Origin of the sequence: Pedobacter nanyangensis (genome assembly GCF_003313505.1) — a bacterium.
Classification (GTDB): Bacteria; Bacteroidota; Bacteroidia; order Sphingobacteriales; family Sphingobacteriaceae; genus Pedobacter; species Pedobacter nanyangensis.
The window spans coordinates 198044-223269 of the sequence record NZ_QMHO01000003.1; the positions used below are offsets into that span (position 1 = coordinate 198044).

Annotated in this window: 23 protein-coding genes; 9 read left to right on the forward strand and 14 right to left on the reverse strand. The window is 40.4% G+C overall.

Annotated elements, in window-relative coordinates; translation table 11 throughout:
• The first annotated feature begins 196 nt into the window (after positions 1 to 196).
• A complete protein-coding gene (locus tag DUT71_RS06860; protein WP_113661798.1) occupies positions 197 to 1024 on the forward strand; it encodes an alpha/beta hydrolase family protein in 828 nt (275 codons plus the stop codon).
• A gap of 85 nt (positions 1025 to 1109) precedes the next feature.
• Positions 1110 to 1532 carry a secondary thiamine-phosphate synthase enzyme YjbQ gene (locus DUT71_RS06865; protein WP_113661799.1) on the forward strand — a complete coding sequence of 141 codons (423 nt, stop codon included), beginning with the start codon at positions 1110 to 1112 and terminating at the stop codon, positions 1530 to 1532.
• On the opposite strand, the gene DUT71_RS06870 is transcribed toward DUT71_RS06865, so the two are convergent.
• Positions 1529 to 2248 carry a LytR/AlgR family response regulator transcription factor gene (locus DUT71_RS06870; RefSeq protein ID WP_113661800.1) on the reverse strand — a complete coding sequence of 240 codons (720 nt, stop codon included), beginning with the start codon at positions 2246 to 2248 and terminating at the stop codon, positions 1529 to 1531. The genes DUT71_RS06865 and DUT71_RS06870 overlap by 4 nt on opposite strands.
• 4 nt (positions 2249 to 2252) lie before the next feature.
• Positions 2253 to 3266: a sensor histidine kinase gene (locus DUT71_RS06875; protein ID WP_162795960.1), complete on the reverse strand. Its 1014-nt coding sequence runs from the start codon at positions 3264 to 3266 to the stop codon at positions 2253 to 2255.
• Positions 3267 to 3445: 179 nt separating this feature from the next.
• Between DUT71_RS06875 and DUT71_RS20515 the strand changes: the two genes are divergently transcribed.
• Both DUT71_RS20515 and DUT71_RS06880 read left to right on the forward strand, forming a co-directional pair.
• Positions 3446 to 3571, forward strand: a complete 126-nt coding sequence (locus DUT71_RS20515; RefSeq protein WP_262510614.1) for a hypothetical protein — start codon at positions 3446 to 3448, stop codon at positions 3569 to 3571.
• A gap of 131 nt (positions 3572 to 3702) precedes the next feature.
• Positions 3703 to 4011, forward strand: a complete 309-nt coding sequence (locus DUT71_RS06880) for a hypothetical protein (RefSeq protein ID WP_113661802.1) — start codon at positions 3703 to 3705, stop codon at positions 4009 to 4011.
• 123 nt (positions 4012 to 4134) lie between these two features.
• On the opposite strand, the gene ispG is transcribed toward DUT71_RS06880, so the two are convergent.
• The 5 genes from ispG to DUT71_RS06905 form a co-directional block, all read right to left on the reverse strand.
• Positions 4135 to 6084 (reverse strand): (E)-4-hydroxy-3-methylbut-2-enyl-diphosphate synthase, encoded by a 1950-nt coding sequence (gene ispG / locus DUT71_RS06885; protein ID WP_113661803.1) that lies wholly within the window; start codon positions 6082 to 6084, stop codon positions 4135 to 4137.
• Positions 6085 to 6264: 180 nt separating this feature from the next.
• Positions 6265 to 6864, reverse strand: coding sequence for an RDD family protein (locus DUT71_RS06890; protein ID WP_113661804.1), 600 nt, complete (start codon positions 6862 to 6864; stop codon positions 6265 to 6267).
• Between the two features lie 146 nt (positions 6865 to 7010).
• Positions 7011 to 7991, reverse strand: a complete 981-nt coding sequence (locus DUT71_RS06895; protein WP_113661805.1) for a LiaF transmembrane domain-containing protein — start codon at positions 7989 to 7991, stop codon at positions 7011 to 7013.
• A 29-nt stretch (positions 7992 to 8020) separates the two neighbouring features.
• Entirely contained in the window at positions 8021 to 8683 is a 663-nt protein-coding gene (locus DUT71_RS06900; protein WP_113661806.1) for a PspC domain-containing protein, read from the reverse strand.
• Between the two features lie 15 nt (positions 8684 to 8698).
• Entirely contained in the window at positions 8699 to 9388 is a 690-nt protein-coding gene (locus DUT71_RS06905) for an SDR family NAD(P)-dependent oxidoreductase (protein ID WP_113661807.1), read from the reverse strand.
• A 137-nt stretch (positions 9389 to 9525) separates the two neighbouring features.
• Here DUT71_RS06905 and DUT71_RS06910 point away from each other — a divergent pair, with 137 nt between their 5' ends.
• The 3 genes from DUT71_RS06910 (at position 9526) to DUT71_RS06920 (ending at position 12035) form a co-directional block, all read left to right on the forward strand.
• A complete protein-coding gene (locus tag DUT71_RS06910; protein WP_113661808.1) occupies positions 9526 to 10260 on the forward strand; it encodes an MlaE family ABC transporter permease in 735 nt (244 codons plus the stop codon).
• Positions 10257 to 11009, forward strand: coding sequence for an ABC transporter ATP-binding protein (locus DUT71_RS06915; protein ID WP_113661809.1), 753 nt, complete (start codon positions 10257 to 10259; stop codon positions 11007 to 11009). Before DUT71_RS06910 ends, DUT71_RS06915 begins: the two co-directional genes overlap by 4 nt.
• A 141-nt stretch (positions 11010 to 11150) precedes the next feature.
• Complete coding sequence (locus DUT71_RS06920; protein WP_113661810.1) at positions 11151 to 12035, forward strand: class I SAM-dependent methyltransferase; 885 nt, start codon at positions 11151 to 11153, stop codon at positions 12033 to 12035.
• A gap of 226 nt (positions 12036 to 12261) precedes the next feature.
• Here the strand turns inward: DUT71_RS06920 and DUT71_RS06925 are convergent, their stop codons facing one another.
• Genes DUT71_RS06925 through DUT71_RS06940 form a run of 4 tightly spaced genes read right to left on the reverse strand, consistent with a single transcriptional unit; the run spans position 12262 to position 17057 of the window.
• Entirely contained in the window at positions 12262 to 13326 is a 1065-nt protein-coding gene (locus DUT71_RS06925; RefSeq protein WP_162795961.1) for a hypothetical protein, read from the reverse strand.
• On the reverse strand, positions 13323 to 13619 hold the full coding sequence (locus DUT71_RS06930; protein WP_113661812.1) for a hypothetical protein: 297 nt from the start codon (positions 13617 to 13619) through the stop codon (positions 13323 to 13325). The genes DUT71_RS06925 and DUT71_RS06930 overlap by 4 nt, the downstream gene beginning before the upstream one ends.
• Before the next feature lie 23 nt (positions 13620 to 13642).
• Entirely contained in the window at positions 13643 to 14722 is a 1080-nt protein-coding gene (locus DUT71_RS06935) for an HmuY family protein (protein WP_113661813.1), read from the reverse strand.
• Between the two features lie 40 nt (positions 14723 to 14762).
• The gene (locus tag DUT71_RS06940; RefSeq protein ID WP_162795962.1) at positions 14763 to 17057 is read right to left on the reverse strand and encodes a TonB-dependent receptor; all 2295 of its coding nucleotides are present in this window, start codon (positions 17055 to 17057) and stop codon (positions 14763 to 14765) included.
• 320 nt (positions 17058 to 17377) lie between these two features.
• On the opposite strand from DUT71_RS06940, the gene DUT71_RS06945 reads away from it, so the two are divergent.
• Entirely contained in the window at positions 17378 to 18430 is a 1053-nt protein-coding gene (locus tag DUT71_RS06945; protein WP_113661815.1) for a hypothetical protein, read from the forward strand.
• 230 nt (positions 18431 to 18660) lie between these two features.
• Here the strand turns inward: DUT71_RS06945 and DUT71_RS06950 are convergent, their stop codons facing one another.
• The 3 genes from DUT71_RS06950 to DUT71_RS06960 all read right to left on the reverse strand — a co-directional run bounded on the left by DUT71_RS06950 (position 18661) and on the right by DUT71_RS06960 (position 23847).
• Positions 18661 to 19740, reverse strand: coding sequence for an acyl-CoA dehydrogenase family protein (locus DUT71_RS06950; protein ID WP_113661816.1), 1080 nt, complete (start codon positions 19738 to 19740; stop codon positions 18661 to 18663).
• A gap of 61 nt (positions 19741 to 19801) precedes the next feature.
• Entirely contained in the window at positions 19802 to 20425 is a 624-nt protein-coding gene (gene pnuC / locus DUT71_RS06955) for a nicotinamide riboside transporter PnuC (RefSeq protein WP_113661817.1), read from the reverse strand.
• 521 nt (positions 20426 to 20946) lie between these two features.
• Positions 20947 to 23847, reverse strand: a complete 2901-nt coding sequence (locus DUT71_RS06960; protein ID WP_113661818.1) for a DNA gyrase/topoisomerase IV subunit A — start codon at positions 23845 to 23847, stop codon at positions 20947 to 20949.
• 532 nt (positions 23848 to 24379) lie between these two features.
• On the opposite strand from DUT71_RS06960, the gene DUT71_RS06965 reads away from it, so the two are divergent.
• On the forward strand, positions 24380 to 25213 hold the full coding sequence (locus tag DUT71_RS06965) for an aspartyl protease family protein (RefSeq protein ID WP_113661819.1): 834 nt from the start codon (positions 24380 to 24382) through the stop codon (positions 25211 to 25213).
• Positions 25214 to 25226: the final 13 nt, after the last annotated feature.

Consider the following 25226-nt stretch of genomic DNA (forward strand, 5'->3'; position numbering starts at 1 on the left):
TTCATCGTTCAATCTAAAAGGTCAAACATCCTACCTAGAAGGTTCAACATTCTACCTAAAAGGTTCAACATCGTACCTAAAAGGTTCAACGTTCTACCTAAAAGGTAGAATTTCCTACTTCAACAATCAAAAACATCATTTATTTTGTTATTACGGATAGAAACTCAATATTTGAAATACACTAAAACCTTTCGCTATGCGCAATGAACTTTTTTCGCTTATAGGAGCTAATGAACAACCCATATTTGGAGATTTAACCTACGACGAGAACAACACCAATACTCCACTTATCATTTTCATTCATGGGTTTAAGGGTTTTAAAGATTGGGGCGCACATCATTTAACTGCACGTTTTTTTGTACAAAATGGCTATCGTTATCTTAAATTCAATCTTTCGCACAGCGGTGTCACTGCCGAAAAACCAACAGATGTAACTGATTTGGATGCTTTTGCATCGAACACTTTTAGCAAGGAGCTATTAGATGTAGACATTGTGATTAACCATGCAGTGAAATATTTGGGGGTGAATGAGGTTTATTTAATTGGACATAGTCGCGGTGGCGGATTGGGCATTATACAAGCCGCTACTAATCCTCATGTGAAAGGGTTAATTACCTGGAGTGCCATTGCCGACTTTAGCAGTTTATGGAAAAAAGAGCAGGAAAAAGAGTGGAAAGAGAAAGGCAAAATTGAAGTAGTAAATGCCCGCACCAAGGAAAAGATGCCTTTGAATGTTACTTTGTTGGAAGATTTTGAAGGCAATAAAGAAAAATTAGACATTTTGGCTGCCGCAAAGCAGATCAATGTGCCTTGGTTAATTGTACAGGGCGATGATGATGTTAATGTTCCTTTTGCTACGGCCGAAAAACTGGCCAACGCTAATCCAGCGAGCAGGCTAGCGAAAATTGAAGGCGCTAACCATGTTTATGGTGCCTTACACCCTTACCCGGGAGAAACCCTACCACCACAATTGTTTGAGGTATGCGAAAAGAGCCTGAAGTTTTTAAACAGCATCTCTTTATAGCCTTGTAAAATGAGAAAGCGCTATTTCATCGCTCTCCTACTGGGCACTTTCTTATATATTGGCTGTATGCACTAAATTTAACTCGATGCATTTTTTTCAAAAAATAACACGTTTAAGAGCCCGAAGTAGAGGATTCCATTTGGTAACGGAAGAAATTTTGCAGGCTATTCCCGAATTAGGGAACATTAAAGCTGGAATGTTACAGGTATTTATACAGCATACCTCGGCTTCATTAACCATCAACGAAAATGCCGATCCGACGGTAAGGGCTGATTTTGAAACCTGGATGAACAAAGCGATTCCTGAAGGCGACCCTGAGTATTTGCACGACTATGAGGGAGATGACGATATGCCCGCCCATATCAAATCTTCGCTAATGGGCGTCTCGGTTTTAATTCCCGTTACCCAGGGACATTTGAACTTGGGAACCTGGCAGGGCATTTATCTTTGCGAACACCGCAACCACGGCGGCAGCAGAAATATCGTGATTAGTGCCTGGGGCATTTAAACCACTTGCAGGCATTTAAGGGCCTGTTGTTTGTAGTTTCTACCTATGGGCAGCTCTTTGCCTAGCACTTCAACGGCATAAGTATAATAGCTTTCTACTTTTTGCGTGTTAACGATAAAGGATTTATGTATCCTGCAAAATTGGTCTTCGGGCAGTAGTTCTTCCAGAAGTGATATTTTTTGTTTGCTGATCAGCACTTTATCAGCTAAAATCACCTTTACATAATCCTTAATGCTTTCGATCCAGTAAATATCCCTCACATTTACTTTTACTGTCTTCCTTTCAACTTTTAGGTACAGGAATTTGTTCACTTCGGCAGATGGGCTGGTTTCGGGCACCAATAGCCTTTGCCTGGTTTCGTCCAATTGGTTAAAAGTTTTATCCATCGCTTTCAAAAAACGATTAAAAGAAACGGGCTTTAGCAAATAGTCAATGGCATCAAGTTCAAAACCCTCTACGGCATATTCGCTGTGAGCAGTGGTAAAAATCACTTTTGGTGGGTTTTTGAGGCTTTTCAATAGTTCCACTCCAGTAATGCCGGGCATTTGTACATCCAAAAACATCAGGTCGATATTTTTTTGCTGCAAAGTATGAAAGGCGCTAATCCCATTGTTGCAGGTGGCAACCACTTCTATTTCGGGAAAGCTTTCCAGGTATCTGCCAATGACCTCGATGGCATGCGGCTCATCGTCAACTATAATGGTTTTTATTTTCATTGCATTACAAACTTACCCTTTGACTCAAATCGATTTTAAGAATTACAGCAAACACATCTTCCTCATCAAATATTTTTAACTCATAGGCATTGGGATAAATCATTTCCAAGCGCCTTTTCACATTCTCCAAACCTATACTGCCCTGTTTTTTTTCCCGGGATACTTCAGCTTTGCTGTTGTTGATTTTGAATTTCAAAAGGCCTTGCTGCACTGTTAGTTCAATATTGATCCAAGCTTGTCCGAGTTTTTCGCCAGCGCCGTGCTTAAAAGCATTTTCAACCAGTGGCAACAGTAACAGCGGCGCAACCTGATCCTGCTCCAAATTTCCTTCTTTGATGAAATGAAAATCCAGTCGTTGTTCGTAACGAATACGTTCCAGCGTGATAAAGTTTTCCAGCATTTCCACATCTTTTTTTAGGGCTATGCTATCTACATTGCAATCGTACAACATGTACCTCAATATTTCTGATAAGCCCATCACGATTTCGGGAGATTTAGGCGAACCATTTAAGGTAAGTGCGTAAAGATTATTGAGCGTATTGAACAGGAAATGTGGATGTATCTGTGCTTTTAACAAATGGAGCTCGGCTTGCAGGGCTGCACGGTGCCTACGGTACCAAAACAGGAAAAACTTAATGGCAACCGCAAGCCAAACCACCAAATTTGCGCCCTTAAAAGCATTAAGATAATATACCACGTTGGAAAAACGTTCCCATCTGGTTCCCTTAACTTTTTGCCAATCATGGTATCCCTGGCTTTTTAGATAGGCGTTTAACTGCGGCTCTACCAAAAAAATATCGAAGGCCCTGGTGATGCCAGGCATGATGAACACGAACAGCGATAGCACCACCACAAATTGTACATATTTCCTTTTTAACAGAAATTTTGGGATAATGACATACGCTACCGTGTAAAAATAGATCATGTGCACGGGCAACAGCATGAGGTTATTGAGCATGGCCATGTAAACGCTCTGTTTCTCATAGCCATACACAAATGCTGTGATTAGCCATATCATACACCAAAAACAAACATGCAATACGAGTCTTGCTTTTCTATTATTTTGCTCCAGATAGGCTTGTATGATTTGCATGACTAAATTTACATTTCCTATGCGTTCTTCAACCAAAAAAAAGACAAACAACGCCGTTTTACCTACAAACAACCCCCAATAACAGGGCATTCATAAAAATACTAATGATGTATAGCCTTGGTCGTTACGTGAGCGCTGTTGATCAGGCCATACCCTATTTATGGCCAACCTTATTTATTTCTTTGACAACCGCTGCTAATTTGGCCATCGTAAACGAGCGTGAGTTATAGCGCCATTGCAAGGCACAAAGCAATTTTATAGAGGTAGTTATTGCCTAGCGATTGTTGTAGGATTGCTTCGTGCCTTGCAATGACGACACTCATATTGTTAGTCAACAATTTACATTAAACGATAAACGCACATGAAAATTTTAGCACTTAATGCCTTGCTTTGGTTGTTTGCCACAGCAGCATCAGCACAGGAATTAGCACCTACACCAAAGGCTGATTTTGCTAACTGGGTTATTGAAAGCAACGTAAAAACCCCTAAAATATCTACGGTTAAATTTTACAACGCCAAGCAAGAATTGATTTACGAGGAAGTAGTGGAAGGCAAAAAATTGAACGTACGCAGAGAAAAAGTGAAAAAGAAATTGAATGAAATACTAGCTCAATTGGCAGAAAAAAACACCAAAATTAACCAGTACAACTTGGTAGCGTTGAGCCTTTAAGCAACGTAATGATTTAAGGAGGATGCATTAAAACCAACCAACCTAAACTGTTCTACTAGGAATGATATTGTTTAGCTAAGCGTTAAAAATACCCATTCAACACTTAATGGTGGCATCCTCTTTTTATTCTTTCTCTATCCAATTGCCATCCTCACGGATAATGCCAATCAGTTCATCAATGGCATCGGCAGTTTTCACGTTTTTCTTTACCACTTCCTGTCCGCGGTAAAGCGTAATCCTATCTGCTCCGGCACCTACATAACCGTAATCGGCATCTGCCATTTCGCCAGGTCCGTTTACAATACAGCCCATGATGCCAATTTTAACTCCTTTGAGGTGCGATGTCCTTGCTCTGATGGCCTGCGTAGTTTCTTGCAAATCGAACAAGGTGCGGCCACAGCTTGGACAGGAGATATATTCTGTTTTAGAGATCCGTGTGCGGGTAGCTTGCAAAATCCCAAAAGAAGTTGAGTTGATTACCGAAAGGGAAATATCTTTGGCGTTAATCCACACCCCATCGCCAAATCCATCAATCAGTAAACCACCTAAATCGGTAGCGCTGTACAATTGGAAATCTTCCAAGTTTAGCCCATCAAAATTCCGTTCAACAATTACTGGAAGTTTTAGGTTAGCCGCTAGCAATTGTACAAAAGCTTGGCGAAGTGTTTGCATCGCATTTTCGGCTTTGGTGGTTAAAACCAACACGACTTGCTGCAAGTCCTTTAACTGCTCTACGGCCAATTCTTCGGCCAAAACTTCCACGAAATTCAGCTTGGCGTCTTTTTGCTCAGCATTTAGATAGTCCGTTAAACTAAATAAAGGGTGACAGTTTTGCTGATCAGCCAATTGCAACCAAGTAGCATAATTATAAAGCTGTTTCAATCCGCCAGGGAAAGAAAATGAAGGCAATTGGTTACCAAGGTAAACCATATCACAGGCTTGGTCTGTTAGGTTATATTTATCCAGCAAAGCCGAATAATTAAATCCTACCGCATTAAGGATCGCGGGATCCTTTAGGTTTTCGTTTTCCAGATTGATGATGACCCTAGGCACTTGATGCCCGCCAAGGTTTTCAATTTCATCGGTCAATCTACGTTTGTGTTGGAAAGGGCTATAGCCCCCTAGTTCTCTCGAGGAGGAATTAGCAGGAAGCTCCTCCTTCAGGAGGCGGGGAAGGTATCTATTTGCTAATGCTTTGGCTACAGGTGCTTCAAATTCGGGATCTTCTGTTAGCGAAACCCTGATGGTATCGCCCAAGCCATCTGCCAGTAAAGTACCAATACCCACGGCTGATTTGATGCGGCCATCTTCACCATCCCCTGCTTCGGTAACCCCTAAATGTAGTGGATAGTTCATGCCTTCGGCCACCATGGTTTGCACCAACAAACGGTAGGCCTGCACCATTACCTGCGTATTGCTCGACTTCATCGAAATAACCAGATTGTAAAAGTTCAAGTCTTCGCAAATGCGGATAAATTCCATGGCCGACTCGACCATTCCATGTGGCGTATCGCCGTAGCGGCTCATGATCCTATCGGAAAGCGAGCCGTGATTGGTACCAATGCGCATGGCTGTCCCATATTCTTTACAGATTTTCACCAGTGGTGAAAATTTATCATAAATACGGTTCAACTCTCCTTGGTAGGCAGTGTCGGTGTATGCTATATTTTCGAATTTCTTTTTATCGGCATAGTTGCCTGGATTTACCCTTACCTTTTCTACAACACGTGCGGCTACCTCGGCAGCATTAGGGGTAAAATGTATATCGGCTACCAAAGGAACGTTATACCCACGCAAACGCAGTTCCTTTTTGATATTGGCCAAGTTTTCGGCCTCTTTAATGCTAGGTGCGGTAATACGCACATACTCGCAACCGCTTTCCACCATTCTGATGGTTTGCTCCACGGTACCCAAGGTATCCATGGTGTCGGTGGTTGTCATTGATTGGATGCGGATAGGATGATGGGCACCCATTGGCGTATCCCCTATTTGTACTTCGCGAGTAATAAATCTCGAATATTGGGTTAAACTATTGCAGTAACCGCCGGCTAACATAATCGCTTCTTTTTGCATGGCCTACAAAGATAGGTGAAATGTTGGATTGCTATATTGTTGGATTGTTAAAAGTTATAGGTTGTAAGTTAAAAGTAATACGTTCGAGGGTCGGAAGCCGACCAAAAATTAAAAAGCTGAAAAGTTGTCAATTGGGCTATATCCCATTCACTCATTCAAAACTATATCATTTAATCATTTTTATACCAATCTATCTTTGATTACTAATGTTTCGGCAATGATGTCGTGGAAACAACGGCGCTTTTTATCGATAAAGGAGTAGATGTAACCCAAACATAAGCTAAGACTTGATAAAATTTTGGACGCATTGCGAAGCAACGAAACGCCGATGCTAATTCTGGCAGCGTGGCTATCTGTTACTTTAATGTCCATTAGCTTTTTGCCTATGGTACCTTGTGTTTTAGAAGCATCGGCAAACACGCTGTACACAAATTTGGTGAGTGGAATAAGTGCACCGCCAATGATCAAAATCATGATCCGCTCTTTTTGGCTCTCAAAAAGAAGAAAACCAGCGAATACCAAAACGGCATAAATCACCGTAATCAGAAAATAATCGATGGCCCAAGCCATAAGTCGTTGGTCGAAAGATGCGAAATACTGCGGCGTAAATTTCGGGAAAGCAAAGCCAAATAGCGTTCTCAGTTCTACCAGTTCATGGGCTTCTTTATAGTCGTCCATTCCTGGTTTTCGAACAAAAGTACCTGGCGAAAGCTTCAGCTGCTTTAGTTCTTCCAAGGTATATGGACCTTGTGGTTTGCCGTTTACAACTATCGTGTACAATGTATCGGGTTAGGTTAAAAGTCAAAATTAAAAATTAAAAACGGCAAAGTACTGAGATCTCACTTTAATAAGATCGATAAATCAAAAAGGCCTGCAGTGATTGTGATCAATACAGGCCTTTTAACTTTTCACTTTAAACTTTCAACTTAATAAGTGTCTACTTCAAAGCTGCTTAAACCTCCATCAAGGAAGATGAATACTTTGTTTTTAGCGGTTTGATAGTTAGGTGTTTCGTATGACCCGTCATCTTTTTTAACAAAGCCTTTAAAATCTTTTGAAGCCAAGCCTGTATGGGCCTTTATTCGGCAACCAGAACCCTGCGGCACTTTAATTTCAACGTTGGCTACGCCTGTTTTTACACGTACATCTGTAATTGGAACTAAATCGCCTACTTTAATTTTCACATCTGCGGCGCCGCCATCAAAGTTGATTGCTCTTACTTTATATCTGGCTAGGTCAAAATCTACCTCTCCAGCTCCCATTGACAGGTTCATGGTCCACAGTGGCTGTGTATTTAAACGAATATTAACTTCGTTGCCCCCAGTATTAAACGACCAATTGTTTTTATCTCTTCCCTTGCGTTTATCGCTCATTTTAAACGTTAAGGTATTTGTGCTATCGGTGGTAGTTTTGGTTAATGAAAAATTGCCTCTTTTTCTGTTTACATTAGCTTCGAACAGACTGTCGGTAGCCTCATCCAATTTAAAGGAAGTTCCACCGCCAGATAGGTTCAGTACTGTTTTCTTCCCAGAATCTGCAGGGTTATAAAATTCCGAAAACTTCATTCCTTCAAACTGGGCATGGCTGGTATCCTGGTCATCCCAGTCGATGTTCGCCTCAATATCCTTATCTTTCCAAAAATTTAGCCAAGTGCGGCCATAAGGCTTTTCTTGCCCTCTAACAAATAAAAAGGCCAAGGTTATAATGAGGATTGCCAGGGAAACAATGCTACCTGTTTGGGAACCATTTCTGTTCAAAAGCATGTTAACACCACCAATAATCAGGAATATTGGCCAAAAGCCCCACACGTTTCTCCAGTAAAACTCTATCACATTTAAGTTATCGAGCAAGAGCACGCCACCTACAAAAAGCAGCACTACGCCCCATATTATTCTTTCGTATTTCATTTCAGTTGGTTTAAGGTAATTTCCCAATATTATGCTTGGGTATTGGTTGGATTATTTTCGTCTGTTGCATCAGCTGGAGTAGGCGCATCCGATGGCTGTGCCGTTTTACGTTGGGCTTCTTGGGTAGTTTTCTTAAAGCTTTCCCATTCGTTTTTACGTTGGTTTCTAAAAATAAGGCTAATACCAAGAGCTACGATTGCCAAAGGCCAAAGCTTATAGATGTGGAAAATGTTGAACCAATGCGGCACCAAGCCTAATTGTCGCAACAAAAAGTAAACCCCCAGCACCAACAAGATTAGTCCTACTACAGTTTTGCCTGTATCATTGCTCTTCATTTTCTGCGGAGCTTCAAATTTGCTAAAGGCATCAGCATTTTGGGTGTTCCATTTGGTTTGAGCTGCTTCCTTTGGGGTGTCGGCAAAAGCTTCTGGCGTATTAAACACCGAACCGCCCTGAGGATTGTAATCATAAAAATCCTTAAACTGCTTGAACTTAACCGCCGGATCATTATTTACAGGCGCCACAATCCATAGAACAATATACGCAAGGATACCGCTACCGGCCAAAAATATGGTAGTTAGCACAAACAGCAACCTTACAATGGTTACATCTATCTGCATATAATCTGCCAGTCCAGATGCTACTCCAGCTACTGCCTTATCATGTTCGTTTCTATATAGTTTCTTTTCCATTTTTTGTTCTCCTTTCTAAAAGTCCAAAGGTTTTAGCACCAGTTCATCCACATTTGCACCATTACTGAGCTGTAAAATGGCGCCTATTGCTTTGGCTACGTCCTCAGGTTGTACAAACTTGTTTTGATCCAATGTGGTACCTTCCCAGGATGCGGTGTAAGTTGAGCCCGGAATAATTGCCGTTACTTTCACCTGGTGCGGTGCTAATTCGCTTCGCAATACATCATTAAGACTGAGCATCGCCGCTTTTGTTACACTATAGCTCCCCGCATTTTCCACAGGCGTTTTACCGGCTACCGAGCAGATATTGAAAATGTGCCCAAATCCTTGGCTACGCATCTGTTTACCAATGTATTTTCCCAAATAATAAGCCGCATTTATATTAACATTCTGTTGCAATTCGAAGGTTTCATCAGCTTCATCCAGCAAACTTCCGGGTTTAAATATGCCTACATTGTTTACCAGAATATGTACCTCGGGTGCAAACACCAAAACCTTTTCCATGAATTGAAACACTTCTTCCTTTTTGCTCATATCGGCCTTAATGGCCAATACTTTAACCCCAAAATTGCTCAATTCGTTTGTTAAATCCTGTAAGTCTTGGTTGTTACGGGCACAGGCGATAACATCATAGCCAATTTTTGCCAATTCAAGAGCAACAGCCTTGCCTATTCCTTTGGTGGCGCCAGTTACAATTGCTTTCATCTAATTCTATTTTAATACCTGCAAAAAAGGCAATAATATTTCAATCGAGAATATTTTTTCAATAAATAAGTCCTCTCAGAACATTTTTGTTGTTTCTTTGTATAATATTGAGTTAACTTAAACAAATTGTTTATTAGATGAATTTTACCAATTTTGGCCGATATATATTACTGCTAAAAGCCGCTTTTAAAAGGCCTGAAAAATGGAAAATATACATGAAAGCCATCTTTCAACAGATGGAATTCATTGGCGTAGGTTCTCTGGGCCTAATCAGCATCATCTCCACTTTTATTGGTGCAGTAATGACCCTCCAAATCGCTTTCCAGTTAGTGAGTGATTTTATTCCAAAAACCATTATCGGTTCCGTAAACCGCGACTCTACCATCCTGGAGCTTAGCCCAACCATTAGTGCCATTGTTTTGGCGGGCAAAATTGGCTCGGCTATTTCTTCGGAAATCGGTACCATGAGAGTAACCGAACAAATTGATGCCCTTGAAATTATGGGGATTAACGCTCCCGGATACCTGATCCTTCCTAAAATTTTAGCGGGAATTACCATGGTGCCTATGCTGGTAATCATTTCTATGGTATTGAGTATCACTGGCGGATATTTAGGCGGTACTTTATCTGGTGCAGTTTCTCCTACAGAATACATCCAGGGAATTACTACCGATTTTAATCCATTTACCATCACCGTAGCCCTAGTTAAAGCATTTGTTTTTGGCTTTATCATTACCTCGGTACCTGCCTACGAAGGTTTTTATGTAAAAGGTGGCGCTTTGGAAGTGGCACAAGCCAGTACCAGAGCCGTTGTGGTAAGCTGTATCAGTATTTTAGCATGTGACTACCTTGTAACTGGCTTAATGTTATGATTGAGATTAAGGACATCCATAAATCGTTTGGCGACAACGAGGTTTTAAAAGGAATTTCGGGCAAATTTGAACCTGGCATTACCAATTTGATCATTGGTGGTTCTGGTTCCGGAAAAACCACCTTGCTTAAATGTATGATTGGCCTGCACCATCCTGAAAAAGGTAGCGTTACCTATGATGGCAGGGATTTTACGCAGCTAAACACCGAAGAACGCATTGAAATTAGAAAGGAAATTGGCATGCTTTTCCAAGGTTCGGCCCTTTTTGACTCGATGACGGTAGAAGAAAACATCATGTTCCCTTTGAACATGTTTACTGATCAATCTAGAAGCGAGAAACTTGACCGTGTTAATTTTTGTTTAGAGCGCGTAAATTTGGAAGGCAAGAACAAACTTTTCCCTGCGGAGCTTTCAGGCGGGATGAAAAAGCGTGTGGGCATTGCCCGTGCCATTGCCATGAACCCGAAATATCTTTTCTGCGATGAACCAAACTCTGGTCTGGATCCTAAAACGTCCATTGTAATTGATGAGCTGATCAAGGAAATTACCGAAGAATATAACACCACTACGGTAGTGGTTACCCACGATATGAACTCGGTAATGGGCATTGGCGATTATATCATGTTCCTGCACCAAGGCAAAAAGTTTTGGGAAGGCTCTAACAAGGAAATTGCCAAAACCGATATCCCGGAACTGAACGATTTTGTATTTGCCAGCCGTTTCATGAAGGCCGCTAAAGACAAATTTTAAAATGCTTATCTTTGCCTCCTGCTATCATTTCAAACTTAAATGAGAACTGATAGAAAGCTTGGCTTATTCCCAAAATTGGGGAATAGCTAGCGGCATAAGTATAGGGGTTTGTAATACCTCTTTAAAAAACCATTCCGTTACATGATACAACTGCTTAACCCTACCCACTGGAAAGACTACGAACTGATTGACTGCGGCGATTTTGAAAAACTAGAACGCTTTGGCAATTTAGTGCTCTCAAGACCTGAGCCTCAAGCAGTTTGGAAAAAAGTATTATCGCCAGAAGAATGGAAAAAAAGAGCGCATATTACCTTTAGAGGCCGCTCTGCCACAAGTGGCGATTGGCTAAAGCATCAAAAAAATGCGCCTGATCGTTGGAACGTAAATTATCAGAACGACGAGATCAGCATTAACCTGCGTTTGGGATTAACTTCCTTTAAGCACGTAGGTGTTTTCCCTGAACAAGCGGTAAACTGGGATTATATTTCTTCTTCTATCAAGAGGTTTAAAACGCCTAGCCCCAAAGTACTTAATTTATTTGCCTATACTGGTGCGGCATCTTTAGTGGCCAAAGCGGCTGGTGCCGATACCACCCACGTGGATTCGATTAGACAAGTAGTAACATGGGCTGCTGAAAACCAAGAACTTTCGAACCTTAAAGATGTTCGTTGGGTCGTGGAAGATGCCTTGAAGTTTGTAAAACGCGAACTTAAGCGTGGTAAAAAATACAACGGTATCATTTTAGATCCTCCTGCTTATGGCCATGGACCTAACGGTGAAAAGTGGAAACTGGAAGACCATATTCAGGAAATGATGCAAGATGTGGTACAGCTTTTAGATCCTGAGGAGCACTTCCTGATCTTGAATACTTATTCATTGGGCTTTTCTTCGGTAATTGTAGAGAACTTGATTAAGACTTCATTCCCACAGGTAAAGAACTTAGAATGCGGAGAACTGTTTTTACAAGCTACCTCTGGCATTAAATTGCCTTTGGGTGTATTTGGAAAGTTTAGAACTAATCCGTAACGTAGACTGGTTATTTGTTTAATTGGTTAACTGGTTATTCTTATCCAGCGACCAAACCTCCCCATACCCCCTCCAAAGGGGGATATGAATAGTGGCCCTTCATTCTATTGAATCGAGAATTTAGTGCACTTGATAAAAAGCTTAAAACAAGAGAAGCCTCCACATCCATGGAGGCCTTCCCTAAACAAAACAAACTATTAATAATTGATACTAACCTAAGATCTTTTTAATATTTATAGGTGCGAGTGTCTGAATGAACAGTATTCCACCAAGTAGCGTAAGCCGTATAACTTCCTAATGTACCATTGAAAACCACACCTATATTTCTAGGATCAGGATAATTAATGTCAAAGTAATTCAAAGGAAGAAATACTTCATTATTTGCATCCAATTCTTGCATCCATGGATCTGCTCCATCTGGTCCCATCATTAAGGCAGAGAAGACTACATTTGGATTGTTTGAATTATTGATCACTTTAAACTTATTCCCTACTATATTTCCATTAACATCTAAAACAGGTGTCTTCGATACTGAAAATGATGGAGTACTGTAATCCCTAGATAACAAAATTCCACTGCTATAACTTGTTTTACCTCCAGACATAATTTTTCGCCTAATCGTACTTCCATTTCCAACACCGTATTGAAATTTCAACATGGCTAAAGTTTTAATAGCCTCGCTTCCTATTGCAAAATAGTTACCACTAGAAGAATAATCTATTTGCCATTCGTAAGTATAACTTCCGTTTCCTCCTGAAGGACTTGATCCGGTAATATTCACTTCACTTCCTACAACTGGATTATATTGTAGCGCAATTGTATTATTGCTAATTTGAGGCACTTCTACTACTGGCGGCGGGTTAAAAATGGTAACCAACAAATTTGAATTACTATAATTAGGATTATTATTTGATGGGTTATTGTAGTATGCTTGTAGCTTACGTCCATCTGGCAATTTAGTATTCGCTATTGTTGCTGAAAACTCTTTACTGGTGCGAATTTGACCAGCTGTAAAATCTGCATCAGTAATGGTATAAACCGTAGGAAAAAGCTCACCATTTTCAATACCCAATTTAAAATTCATTCTAAAGGGATAAAAGGTTGATCCGTTAAGCGTCCTATTAACACTTATACTGACTTTAAACGTGGTTGAACTTGCTTGCTGGTTGACCATCAAATGTGAGCTGCCTACCACTTCGAAACCGACTATAAAACCTTGATACTGCGCATTGGCCTTAGGCAATGCCAAAAGCATTGCAAAAAACAGAAAGACTATCCTAAAAATTTTCATTTTTGTTTTACTTTTTGATAGTTAAAATAATCTTTAGTTAACTGTTCTCTTGTGTATTGTTCAACCCCTAAAAAGAAAAACTTTTCTGTTTTTGAATCATACACAATCTGATCAATAGGCACATTGCCAATCTCGTAGATAAATGCTTTTAAAGTATCTATACTCACTTCATTGGCATTACTAACGACTTCCTGTTTTACGGGTTCCTCTTTTAATTGTTCTCCTTTTTCACAGGCCGATAATATCGGCAAGCCTACTGCAAACAATGCGCAGCACAGTAATTTGTTTTTCATGATAAATATATTTTTAATTGTTATTATGCTTTTTTAACTAGCTTGTACTCGATAACTGGCTTACCACGTGTGCCGCCATCATTAGAGATAAAACTGTTGAATTTTAATTTATATACATTACCGCTACCATCTTTAACAACATAAAAGACATTTGCATTTACACCAATAGGTCCACTAGTAGCAGTAACAGAGGTTACTCTCCAATTAGAGCCGATCACATCTCTAGCTGAAGAGAAAGTGGTGTTAGCTACATCAGCCTCTGCATAAGCAGCGTAAGTTTTAGTTGTAGTTGAAATTTGAGCAGCGGTTACTCCTCCCAAAGTATTCAAGAAAACAAGATCAGAAAAGTTATAAGGAACTGTTACTCCTCCAAACGATGTTTGATAAACAGAATACCCCCAAACGATATCCCAGCTAGATTTAGCAGGTTCTACGTTTACGGTTGCGCCCGATGTTAAAGAAAGGAATTTGAAGTTAAATCCTGCATCCTTTGACACATCAACACTTTTGAATCCTGTTGTTTGTTTAATTGTACCGTATTGTACAGTATAGCCACCAGAAGTATTTCTAGAAACCAACAATTTGATCCAAGATCTCGATCCAATACCACCTCCAGTACCACGATTTAAAATCACAACTTTATTTTCAGTAGCAGTTGCAGAAACTGCAGGGATTACCGTTGAAGCTATATTACCATTGATATTATCATAGAAAGCAAAATCTGTAGCTAAAGGTGCCATTTGATTAAATGCCAATGTCAAGCCTACTGTATCTGTTTCACCAACTGCAGTCAAACTAGTTGCAGATAAAACTTTTGCACCAGCACTAGAAGTATTATTTAAAGCCACTCTAAAATCTGAGCCAGAATAGAATGCTAAATCCCAAGAAGCTCTCGCAACAGAGGTTTGTTTATCTGCACTAAAATCTACGTAGACACTGTTTCCAGCCGCACTTCCAGTTTCACTCGCAATTAAACCATTTAAAGTCATCGTACTTCCATCAGAAACTGGAACAACAATTTCCGGTTCTTTGTCATCTTTTTTACAAGCCGTAAAAGTGAATGCTAAAAGAGCAACGGCCATCATTGAATTAATCTTATTCATTACTGTGATAATTTATTTAGTTATTAGTTATTTATTCTTTTTAATACTTGTTCCAGTTAAAAGCCAAACCCAGCACATAAGAACGGCCATAGCTATAAGGCACTACCCCACCGCCTGTGCTATGTGCACCACCACTTGCTGTAGCTGTATTGGTTAATTGGGTAATATCAAACAGGTTTTTAACGCCTGCATTCAATGTCAAATATTTATTAATGGTTTTATTGACCATCAAATCTGCCCAGGTGAAACCTCCAATTTTAACCAAACTGGCAGTGTTAGGATCACCGGTAGAAATCTGATAGCTTGGGCGACTACCAGTATGCTTAAAGGCCAAGCTAACAGAACCTTTAATTTTAGTAAGATTATAAATTACATTACTGAATAGCTCAGGCGTCCACGAAAACTTGGGCGCTTCGCCTTGAAAACCTCTTTCTTTCAGGTCATTATACCTACCGATATACGAAAGACCAAAATTCACTTGCAAATCCTTGTAATTAAACGTATTGTCTAAAGAAAAGCCAGTCGTCTTATATCTACTGATATTGATCAACGTAGTAATCGTATTATCCGCTTCATCCTGACCGTACTCTATCCTATCAAAAAAATCATTATAAAATCCCGCCAAAGTGCTTGTTAACCTTACCCTATCTTTTTGAATAGCTATCCAAGATACTGAAGCGTCAAAACTGTTAGATTTTTCGGCCTTCAGATTTTCATTCCCCTTAATAGAATGACTGGCATCAAAAAAATCAAAATAAAGTTCTCTTAATGATGGCGCTCTGAAGCCCCTACCATAACCTAGTCTTAAATCCAAATCGTTGGTTAAATTCCACATGGCATTGAGTGATGGAACGGCCAACGGAGCATCGTATACCGAGTTATTAATAAACCTCACGCCAGGACGAACTTTTAATGCACTATAAGGTTTTATCTCAGCAGATACAAAAAAAGCGTAATCGTTAATTACTGGAGATCCCTTAATCCTTTGACCGGAAGAACCCTCTCTATTGATTTCGACTCCGGGTTGCAGCGCAATAAAATCTGAAATTCTATATTGTAAGGTAGTCCTTACCAAAGTAGAGTTAAATTTGGCCAAATCTTGCTCTCCTGCACCTAAAGTCAATGATTCCTTACCCGTAGCAAAATCATATTGAGTGGTTTTGGTTTTACGTTTCAGGTTGGTATAACCTCCCATCATGACTAAACTCAACTTCTTATTAATATTCCAGTTGGCGTGTAACTGATTATTAAATCTATCAGTTTTATAAGCCTGGGTAACCACCGTATAATTTGGATTGATCCCACCTCGGGAAGTAATTTCTTCATTTACAAAATCGCCTCGGTACCAAATATTGAATTTAGCATTGGCGTAGCCTACTCGTGCATTTGCCAAATATTGATCTTTAGGTTTCCAAAACTGAATGTCATTCACCTCATCTCGGGTTGCGGTTTTATCGGGCACATTCCACCCACCAAAGGTGTTATTGGAAAAACCTGCCATAGCATTCCAACCATTATCTTGCCAATTAACACTGATGTTCTTGTTATGATTACCTTTTCCATTTAGGGCTTCATATTCATCGCCAACGGTTTCTTCCTGCACACGAGCAGAAACCCCCAATTTCGCACTACTTTTCCCTTTAGTAATGATATTGATTACACCAGCAAGTGCATCAGTACCATACACTACAGACATTGGCCCCTCAACCAATTCAATTCGCTCAACACTATTGATATCTACCTGACCCAGCGCCTCTTTTAATTCTATGCGATCCACCAAAGGCACACCATCCAATAATATTTTCACATTTCGGCCCGACATTCCCATCATTTCCACATTAGAAACACCTAAAGTGAGATCATTGCTGAAACGAAAACCAAATTCTGTATTTAAAAGTTGTTGCACATTAGTCGCCGCACGTAGTTTGATTTTCTCTGCATTGATCGTCCGCACTTTATAAACCGCATTTTTCATAGACTGTGGTTCATACTGTCCTGTCACTACCACTTCATTAAGCTCGTACGATTTTTCTTTGATGCTGATGGTCGCTAAAACTTTATCAGAAGTCGCTTCAACAGCCACCTCTTGTTCCTGACTAGAAACACCAGATTTGATTACAAGTACCGAATTACCCGCAGGAGCCGAAATGTTAAAAGTACCTTCTCTATCAGTATAAGCTACATTTTTTGTGTTTTTGATCGACAAGGACAACCCCCAAGCAGGTTGCCCGTCAGCTGTTAATATTTTGCCACGCAATTTTACTGTTTGCTCCTGCGCAAAAGCAAAGTTTAAACTCAAAACAAAAGTAAGGGCTAAGAGTAGGGTATTTTTCACTATTTTATTTAGACTAATTATAAATAACTGCGCAATATTAATTATTTATTTAGACTAATTACAAATAAATCTTAAAGTTTTTGAAGAGACTATTTTAATTCGCTGAAAAACATCTATTTTAGAAAGATGATATGCTAAGTACTGATGTTGATAATTTTGACCGACTACTTGGCGTAAATGATGTACTTTTGGCATATTGGAAAAAATCTAACAGAATTGTATGAAACCGTTATGTTTGCTATTATTGTGAAGTAAGAGCCCAGTTTTCCAAGCGCAATGAGAAACATAACAGCTTTATCAAATTGAAAAAATTATTAAGGATGAGAATCACAAAGATCGCAAGCATGATCTTGGTAGCTGGAGCTACCATTTGTACATTTGCCTACTGTACTTCTGACGCGAAGGATAAAAACGGGAAACAAACGGCTAAAAAAACCGACTCAACCGGTGTAGCCTCGGCGGAAGAGGAAGTAAACCTACGTACTCCGGTAGATACTGCTAAATATAACGAATTGGTAAAAGCCAATGCCAATGGTGATACCACGGGTAAATGGCCTGTAAAAAATCAGCCTATACCTTTAGATGGTGCTATTTTGCCTTTTAAACGCATTGTAGCTTATTATGGCAACCTTTACTCTAAAAAAATGGGCGCTTTGGGCGAGTACGAACCTAAAACCATGCTAAGCATGCTGGATAAAGAGGTGGCTAAATGGCAAAAGGCCGATCCTAGCACACCTGTACAGCCCGCATTACACTACATTGCCGTGGTTGCCGCCGGCGATCCGGGTAAGGACGGGAAATACAGAAACCGTATGCCATTTAAACACATTGATTCGGTATTGGCCATCGCTAAGATGCGCAAAAACATGATTGTATTTTTGGATATCCAGGTAGCGCTGAGCACCATCCAAACTGAGTTACCATTGTTAGAAAAATATTTATTGATGCCTAACGTGCACTTGGGAATTGATCCGGAATTTTCCATGAAAGGTGGTGTTTTACCAGGCAGAAAAATCGGCACTTATGACGCTAGCGAGATCAATTATGTTTCAGGTTACTTAGCTGATTTGGTAAAGAAACACAACTTACCTCCTAAGGTTTTTGTGGTGCACCGTTTTACTAAAAAGATGGTAACCAATTCTCAGAACATCAAATTACGTCCTGAAGTTCAGGTGGTGATGCACATGGACGGATGGGGTGAACCTGATTTAAAATTAGGCACTTACCGTCACTTTATTTACAGCGAACCCGTACAGTTTACCGGTTTCAAATTATTCTATAAAAACGATTTGAAAAAAGCTCCTAACAGGTTAATGACTCCAGAAGAACTTGTTAAATTAAAACCGCGACCAATCTACATACAATATCAATAAGTCGGATGGCTTGTTGGATCAGGGTGTCGAAAAGAAGTTTGTCGCCATTTGGTTGAATGGTGTAATGAAACTCCTTTTTGGACACCCTTTTCTTTTGCATAAAATTTGCGGTGCCCTGTTCTGTTAAAAGGATATACCACAACATTTTGTGAATGCCATTCTATGTGTCTATCTGGTTATATTTTAATTTAACCGAACCATATAGACACATGGGGGTGTTTTCACCAAAACTAAAAAGTTAATAAAGCATGTTGGCTTGCGGTATGCAGATCTCTCCAAACCCTGTTTAACGCTGTTTCTCTTTTAGCAGCTTCTAAACCAGCATAAGGATAAAGCGTGTCTACCACGATCCTAGATTGGTGTGCCACGGCCCTGCTCAATCGGCTCACTTCTTTTAGCAAATCTTCTGCTATCTTTCCATTGGTAATTAATTGGTGCCACGAAAGATCAAAGGCTTCATAAAAATGATCTCGAATGGTAGTTAAAGTATGCTCCCCCTTGGCAAGCTCCTGCTCAAAATAGGTCACCTGCTCGGGAGTGTATCGTTTAAAGCCTGAACGATTGAAGAAACTATCGCCCACCAGATCTACAAACTTTCGGGCCATACCCAAACTATTTACCGCCAAAGTAGTTTCGGCCAATTGCAGAAAAGGATAATGGAAACCTTCATCGGCCACTTTGATCTCGGCATTGATTTTAAATGAGCGGTTAGCTGGCACTTCAACGTTGTGCACTTCAAAGGCGTGACTTCCCGTGGCCACCAAACCAAAGTACGACCAGCCCGACAAAATCTCCACTTCATCCCTTTTTAAAATAAATGACTTGATGATCGGGCTTCCTTCCTCGTCAAACAAATCGTTCCCTTGTTCATCTTGCAATAAGCAGTTAGCGGTGAAAATAGTAGCATGCAATGCTCCGCTAGCATATTTCCAATGGCCGCTAATACGATAACCACTTGTCGTTTTTTGCGCTGTGCCCCCAATTGCTCCGCTGCCGGCAAAACAAACTTTCCGATCTGCAAAAATCTCTGCAGCCAGTGCTGGATCCAAGAAACCCGCAAACCAAGCGGCTCCGCTACACAAGGTTACCGTCCAGGCCGTGCTTCCATCCACATAAGCCAAATCTTCTTCTATCCTTAAAATCTCGGGAAGCTTTTTCCCTGGGCCGCCATAAGCTTGGGGAACATACATTTTAAACCATTCTTGTTCATAAGCAATTTCCAAAATGTCGGGATGCAGTTCGCCCATTGCTTCTGATTGGGCCGCCAATGCCAAAATGGTTTCCTGCCAGGTTGCTGTGAATTGTTCCATGTTTCGGTGTTTGTTAGTTTGTTTTTAGTTGTTTCGTGGTGAATGTGGCCATCTACGACCTTTACTTTTTACTCAATAACTGCCTTTTGTATATTTTCTTCCAATCGAAATAGCCAAATACGGCCACAATGAACAGGAATAAGGTGAGCAGTGCAAACATCACAAAATTTTTGTGCCACATCAGTGGGATAGCAACAATGTTGGAAACATTGAGGAAAATCCAGTTTTCAATTTTGCGGCGGGCCAACAGCCACATGCCTGCCCAAGCCGTAGAAGAAACAAAAGCATCTAAAATAGGCACATCGGAATTGGTAAAATTCACCAAGGCAAAATACAACACAAAATAACCGCCAATGGCAATCGCAAAAGCGATCTGTAGTTCTTTTCTTGTGGTCCAGCTTACTTTCATCGCTTCCTTTTTGGCGATGCGCTTTGACCAAATGATCCAACCATAAACGCTCATGACCAAATAGTACATGCTCAATAAACTTTCGGCGTACAACCTCGCATTGAGCTTCAAATAAAGCGATAACAAAATACCGATGATGCCAGCGGGGTACAACCAAATGTTGTTCCGCTTGGCCAATAGCACTTCTGTAACCCCAAAACCTACGGCAAACCACTCCAGATATGAAGTTGCCTTTACTTGCTCCACAAACAAACGGAGCATTTCCTGAATTTCCATTCTCAATACATTTTGCCAAAGGGCAATTAAAAAACATTGAAAACTGCTTTCAGGGCGAAACAGTAAACGGCTTAAACCTCTTTTATTTATCCCTACGTCGGTATTATCCGCATCAGGTGCGTTTGGAGGTGTAAGGGGTAGGGCGAGAAAAAGGTATAAGGAAAATCTTACACCTTAAGCCTTTAAGCTTAAACCTCAAAACTGGGTATAATCTCAGCCTGCTATTATTGGGTTAAGTAGCAAGCACCCCTTTGAGTAAGGCAAAGATATAAAAATATGCTATTGGAGACTTATGAAGTTTCGAAAGATATTCGCTAAACTTATTAAATGCACTTAAATGTATTCGACTGAATCAGGCTGATTAGCCAAAATTGAACCGGAATTTGGTCAGGAGACTTACGAAGTTTTAGAAACTTCGTAAGTCTATCTAGAAATAAAGCTCTAACCACCTGTAGTTCTTAAATGAAAACAAATAGACTTACGAAGTTTTAAAAACTTCGTAAGTCTGTCCAACAAGTAATCTAAAACAAAGAACCCTGTCCTTTGTCATCTATTTTAATATCACCTGGATTGGTAATCTCAAATGAGATTTTCTTTTTCTGTACAGGAGGCTCTGTTTCTTCAAGGCTTGGCGGTTCTGGTTTAGGCGTTTCTTTCACAGGTTCTTCCTCTACTAAAGGTTTAGCCGCCGATTTAAATGCTGGTTTTGCTTTTTTAGGGACTTTCTGCTCGTCGCTTTCGAAAGTTGGACTATCTTCGTTAGGTTCAGGATTTACTTCCCCCACCCGGATTTCATTCACAGTTTCCGCTGTACTTTCCGCTGCTTCTTCGCTGTCTCGACTAGGATCAGTATGTACTTCTACTACTTCAAAATGCGAATCTTCTAAATGATCAATTCCTATTTCTAATTCAGCATCTACCAGCGCTACCTTTTTAACGGTATGCGGTGTTAACCTATTTCCGTTAGCTTTCCAGCCTTTCACATCAATTAAGCTGGCCAGTTCCAACTCCAATGTTTCTGGTATTTTGGTTTTTCCTTTCTCTACATCTACGGTAAGCTTGGCATCGGCCTTGCCGGTAATAAACACCATTTTCGACCCGTTTTCTTCGCTAATGAAGCTTACCACTTTACCTATTGGCTGTACATCAAACACAAACCGTTTTACAAAGTAGTTTTTGGCTTTTCCATCGTAATGCACCACGCCATATACCTGCTCTGCATTGAATTTTTGCATCAGTACAATGCCCTCGTCAAAGTGGTTGTTCAGTTCAAAAGTACTCAGTTCGTAAGTTCCATTACCGTACACTTGTAGGATTTTGTCATCGCCATCAAATTCACCGAGGTATTTACCCCTTCCATCAACATTCAAACGTTTCAGGATATCGTCATACCAGATCTTAATACCCGCTAGCGTAGAGACCCCTTTTGATTTCAACAATACCTTTTTGATAGGGAACTTCACTACAATGTTCCCCATAGATCCACGGCCTTTAATGGCAATGTTGGCGAAATCAATATCGATAGCCAGTTTCTTTAACTTGGAATGGGGCTTTAGCTGTACGCTCACCACTTCAGCCTCCCCGTTAGGATTAGCCGTAAAATAAAGCACTTTTGAGCCTTTGGTTCCCTTGGTAAGATCGTATTCCTTATCGCGGGTTACCCCAACTACGGCAAAACGTTTGATATAGCTGATGCCGCTTCCGCCATCTTTATAAATCATGTTGTAAACGGTACGTTCATCGCCTTTTTTAAAAACCTGGGCGTGGATAATGTGTTTACCTACAAACGTTTTATCGGCCACTTTGGTCACAATAAAACGTCCATCTTCGCGGAACACAATGATTTCGTCGATGTCCGAGCAATCGCCAATATATTCGTCCTTTTTCAAACCTGTACCAATAAAACCATCTTCACGGTTCATGTACAACTTCACATTGGCTAAGGCTACCTTCGCAGCTTCTACCCTGTCGAACAACCTGATTTCGGTTTTACGCTCACGGCCTTTACCATATTTGGCTTTGATTTTCTCAAACCAGGCAATGGTATAATCGGTTAAATGACGTAAATGACCACGCACTACCTTCATTTCATCTTCCAAGGCCTTCATCATCTCATCCGCTTTTTTCACATCAAAGCGGGTAATGCTGCTCATCGGCTTATCAATCAGCTTTTTGAAATCTTCAGGTTGGATTTCGCGGTATAAAGAAGCCTTAAATGGCTCAAACAAACGGTGCAAAACCTCTACTACGGTATCAAAATCTCCAGAGTTTTCGTAATCTGGATGTTTGTACATCCCCTCTTGGATAAAGATTTTCAATAGAGAGCTGAAAAATACACGTTCCTGTAGCTCATGCAAACGAATCTCCAATTCCTGTTTAAGTAAGGCTTTGGTAAACTTCGTATTTTGCTCTAAAATATCGTTAACACTTAAAAAATGAGGCTTATCATCCTTAATTACGCAGGTATTTGGCGAAATCGACACCTCGCAATTGGTGAAGGCATAAAGTGCGTCAATGGTCACATCTGGCGAAATACCGGGCGCCAAATGCACTACAATTTCCACATTGGCAGCGGTGTTATCCTCAATTTTCTTGATCTTGATCTTCCCCTTATCATTAGCGGCCAGCACGCTATCAATTAAAGAACCGGTAGTGGTGCTGTACGGAATTTCGGTAATCACCAAGGTTTTTTTATCACGTTCGGTAATTTTGGCACGCACCCTAATTTTACCCCCACGCTGCCCTTCGTTGTAGTTCGAAAAATCGGCCATACCGCCCGTAAAGAAATCGGGAAGAATATTGCTTCTATTTCCCCTTAAAATCTCTATGGATGCGTCCAGCAACTCGTTAAAGTTGTGCGGCATAATTTTGGTGGCCAGGCCTACGGCAATACCCTCGGCACCTTGGGCCAGCAACAGCGGAAATTTTACGGGCAAGGTTAGGGGCTCGTTGTTACGGCCGTCATAACTGAGCTGCCAAACGGTGGTATCCGGATTAAAAACCACGTCGTTGGCAAATTTCGATAATCGAGCCTCAATATAACGAGGTGCCGCCGCACTATCGCCGGTAATCGGGTCGCCCCAGTTTCCCTGGCAGTCAATCAGTAAATCCTTTTGGCCAATTTGTACCATCGCATCCCCAATAGAGGCATCCCCATGCGGATGGTATTTCATGGTATTGCCAATCACGTTGGCCGCTTTGTTAAAACGTCCATCGTCCATCTCCTTCAGCGAGTGCATGATACGGCGCTGCACCGGCTTAAAGCCATCGTTAATGTGCGGCACCGCTCTATCCAAAATTACGTACGAAGCATAGTCCAGGAACCAATTTTCGTATAAACCATTGATAGGGATCACCGTGTGCTTGTGCTCCTGCTCTTCAGGTAAATTGGTCTCGTTTAGGTCGTCCAGTTCTTCACTCATGTGCTAAAAAAGTTTTTGGGATGCGTAAATATAAGATTTGATGCCCATTTAAAAGACATAAGTTTTAAACAACTGCGTAAAAAACCCTGTTGCAAGCCTGCAAATCACAAATCATCACCAATTGCCGAACCGTCTGACCTAAAGTTAAGGGCTATTTATGTCCTGAAAAGCAGGTTCATTCGTTCTTAGGTTGCCACTGTCCCGCTTTCCGTTGCAATCTTTTTGTTCCAACTTCTGTCATCCTGAGCTTGTCAAAGGATCTGTTTCATCGGTCGCAAACGCTTCGATAAACTCAGCGTGACCATAAACCAAAGACCGCAAATCCAAAAAGTATTTCCACTGCAATCGGGTTTAAAGGGCAATTGCCATGCTATAATTTAAACCTTTTAGGTTTCGAAAACCGACGAGATTTTATGTAGCCCCTTAAGACTTACGAAGTTTTGGAAACTTCGTAAGTCCCCAAATCACAAAAAAATATTAAAAACCCTCTCAAAACACTAATTTTGGATGTTTTAATAAGCCTCATATTCAAATGAAAAAGTTATTCTTAGCATTATTCCTTATTCCGTTAAATATCTTTGCACAAAACATTCCTTTTCAGGAAACCCCTGCTGGTCATATCATAGTAAAAGCCAAAATAGAGGGCAAAGAAGGTAACTTTATTTTTGATACAGGAGGTGGAATTAACTTATTTTTTAATGACTTTGCCAAAGGCCTTTCTCAGCAACAAACCTATAACTTTTTCACTGCTTTTAGAGCAACTGGCGAACGTATTGATTGCCCTATTTTCTATAGCAAAGAAGTCTCCTTTGGAGGAAAAAGTTTTAAAAATACGGTTTATACCACTTTCGACATGAAAATTAATGGCATTGATGGCTTGATCTCTCTACCAATGCTACAAGACACTGACTTCATTATCGACTACAAACAAAAACAAATTGTTTTGGGAGAAATCAATTCTACTAAAAACGCTAAATCTTTTGATATTCAATTAGCTACTCAGGCAGATAATGCAACCGATATTTTTACTTATGTCATGTTAAATGGCAAATACAAAATCAAAGTATTGCTGGATTCTGGTGCGGGCAGTAACTCTTTTTGGTTGAGCGATAAATTAATAGCAACACTGAATTTAAACCAGGAAACGCTTGAAACCATCGAGAAGAAAAGCGAGTTTAACGCCAATCAAATTACAAAAATATACAAGGGCACGGTTACTTCCATCTCCAATGACTATGCCACGTTAAACAATCCTAAAGTACATTTTATCGAAGGATTAATTTACGAAGGAAAAACCAGCATCAATTGGCTAGGAAATAAAATTGGTATCAGCTTGAAGAAAAAGAAAATCTACATTTTAGATTAAGCAACAACTACGG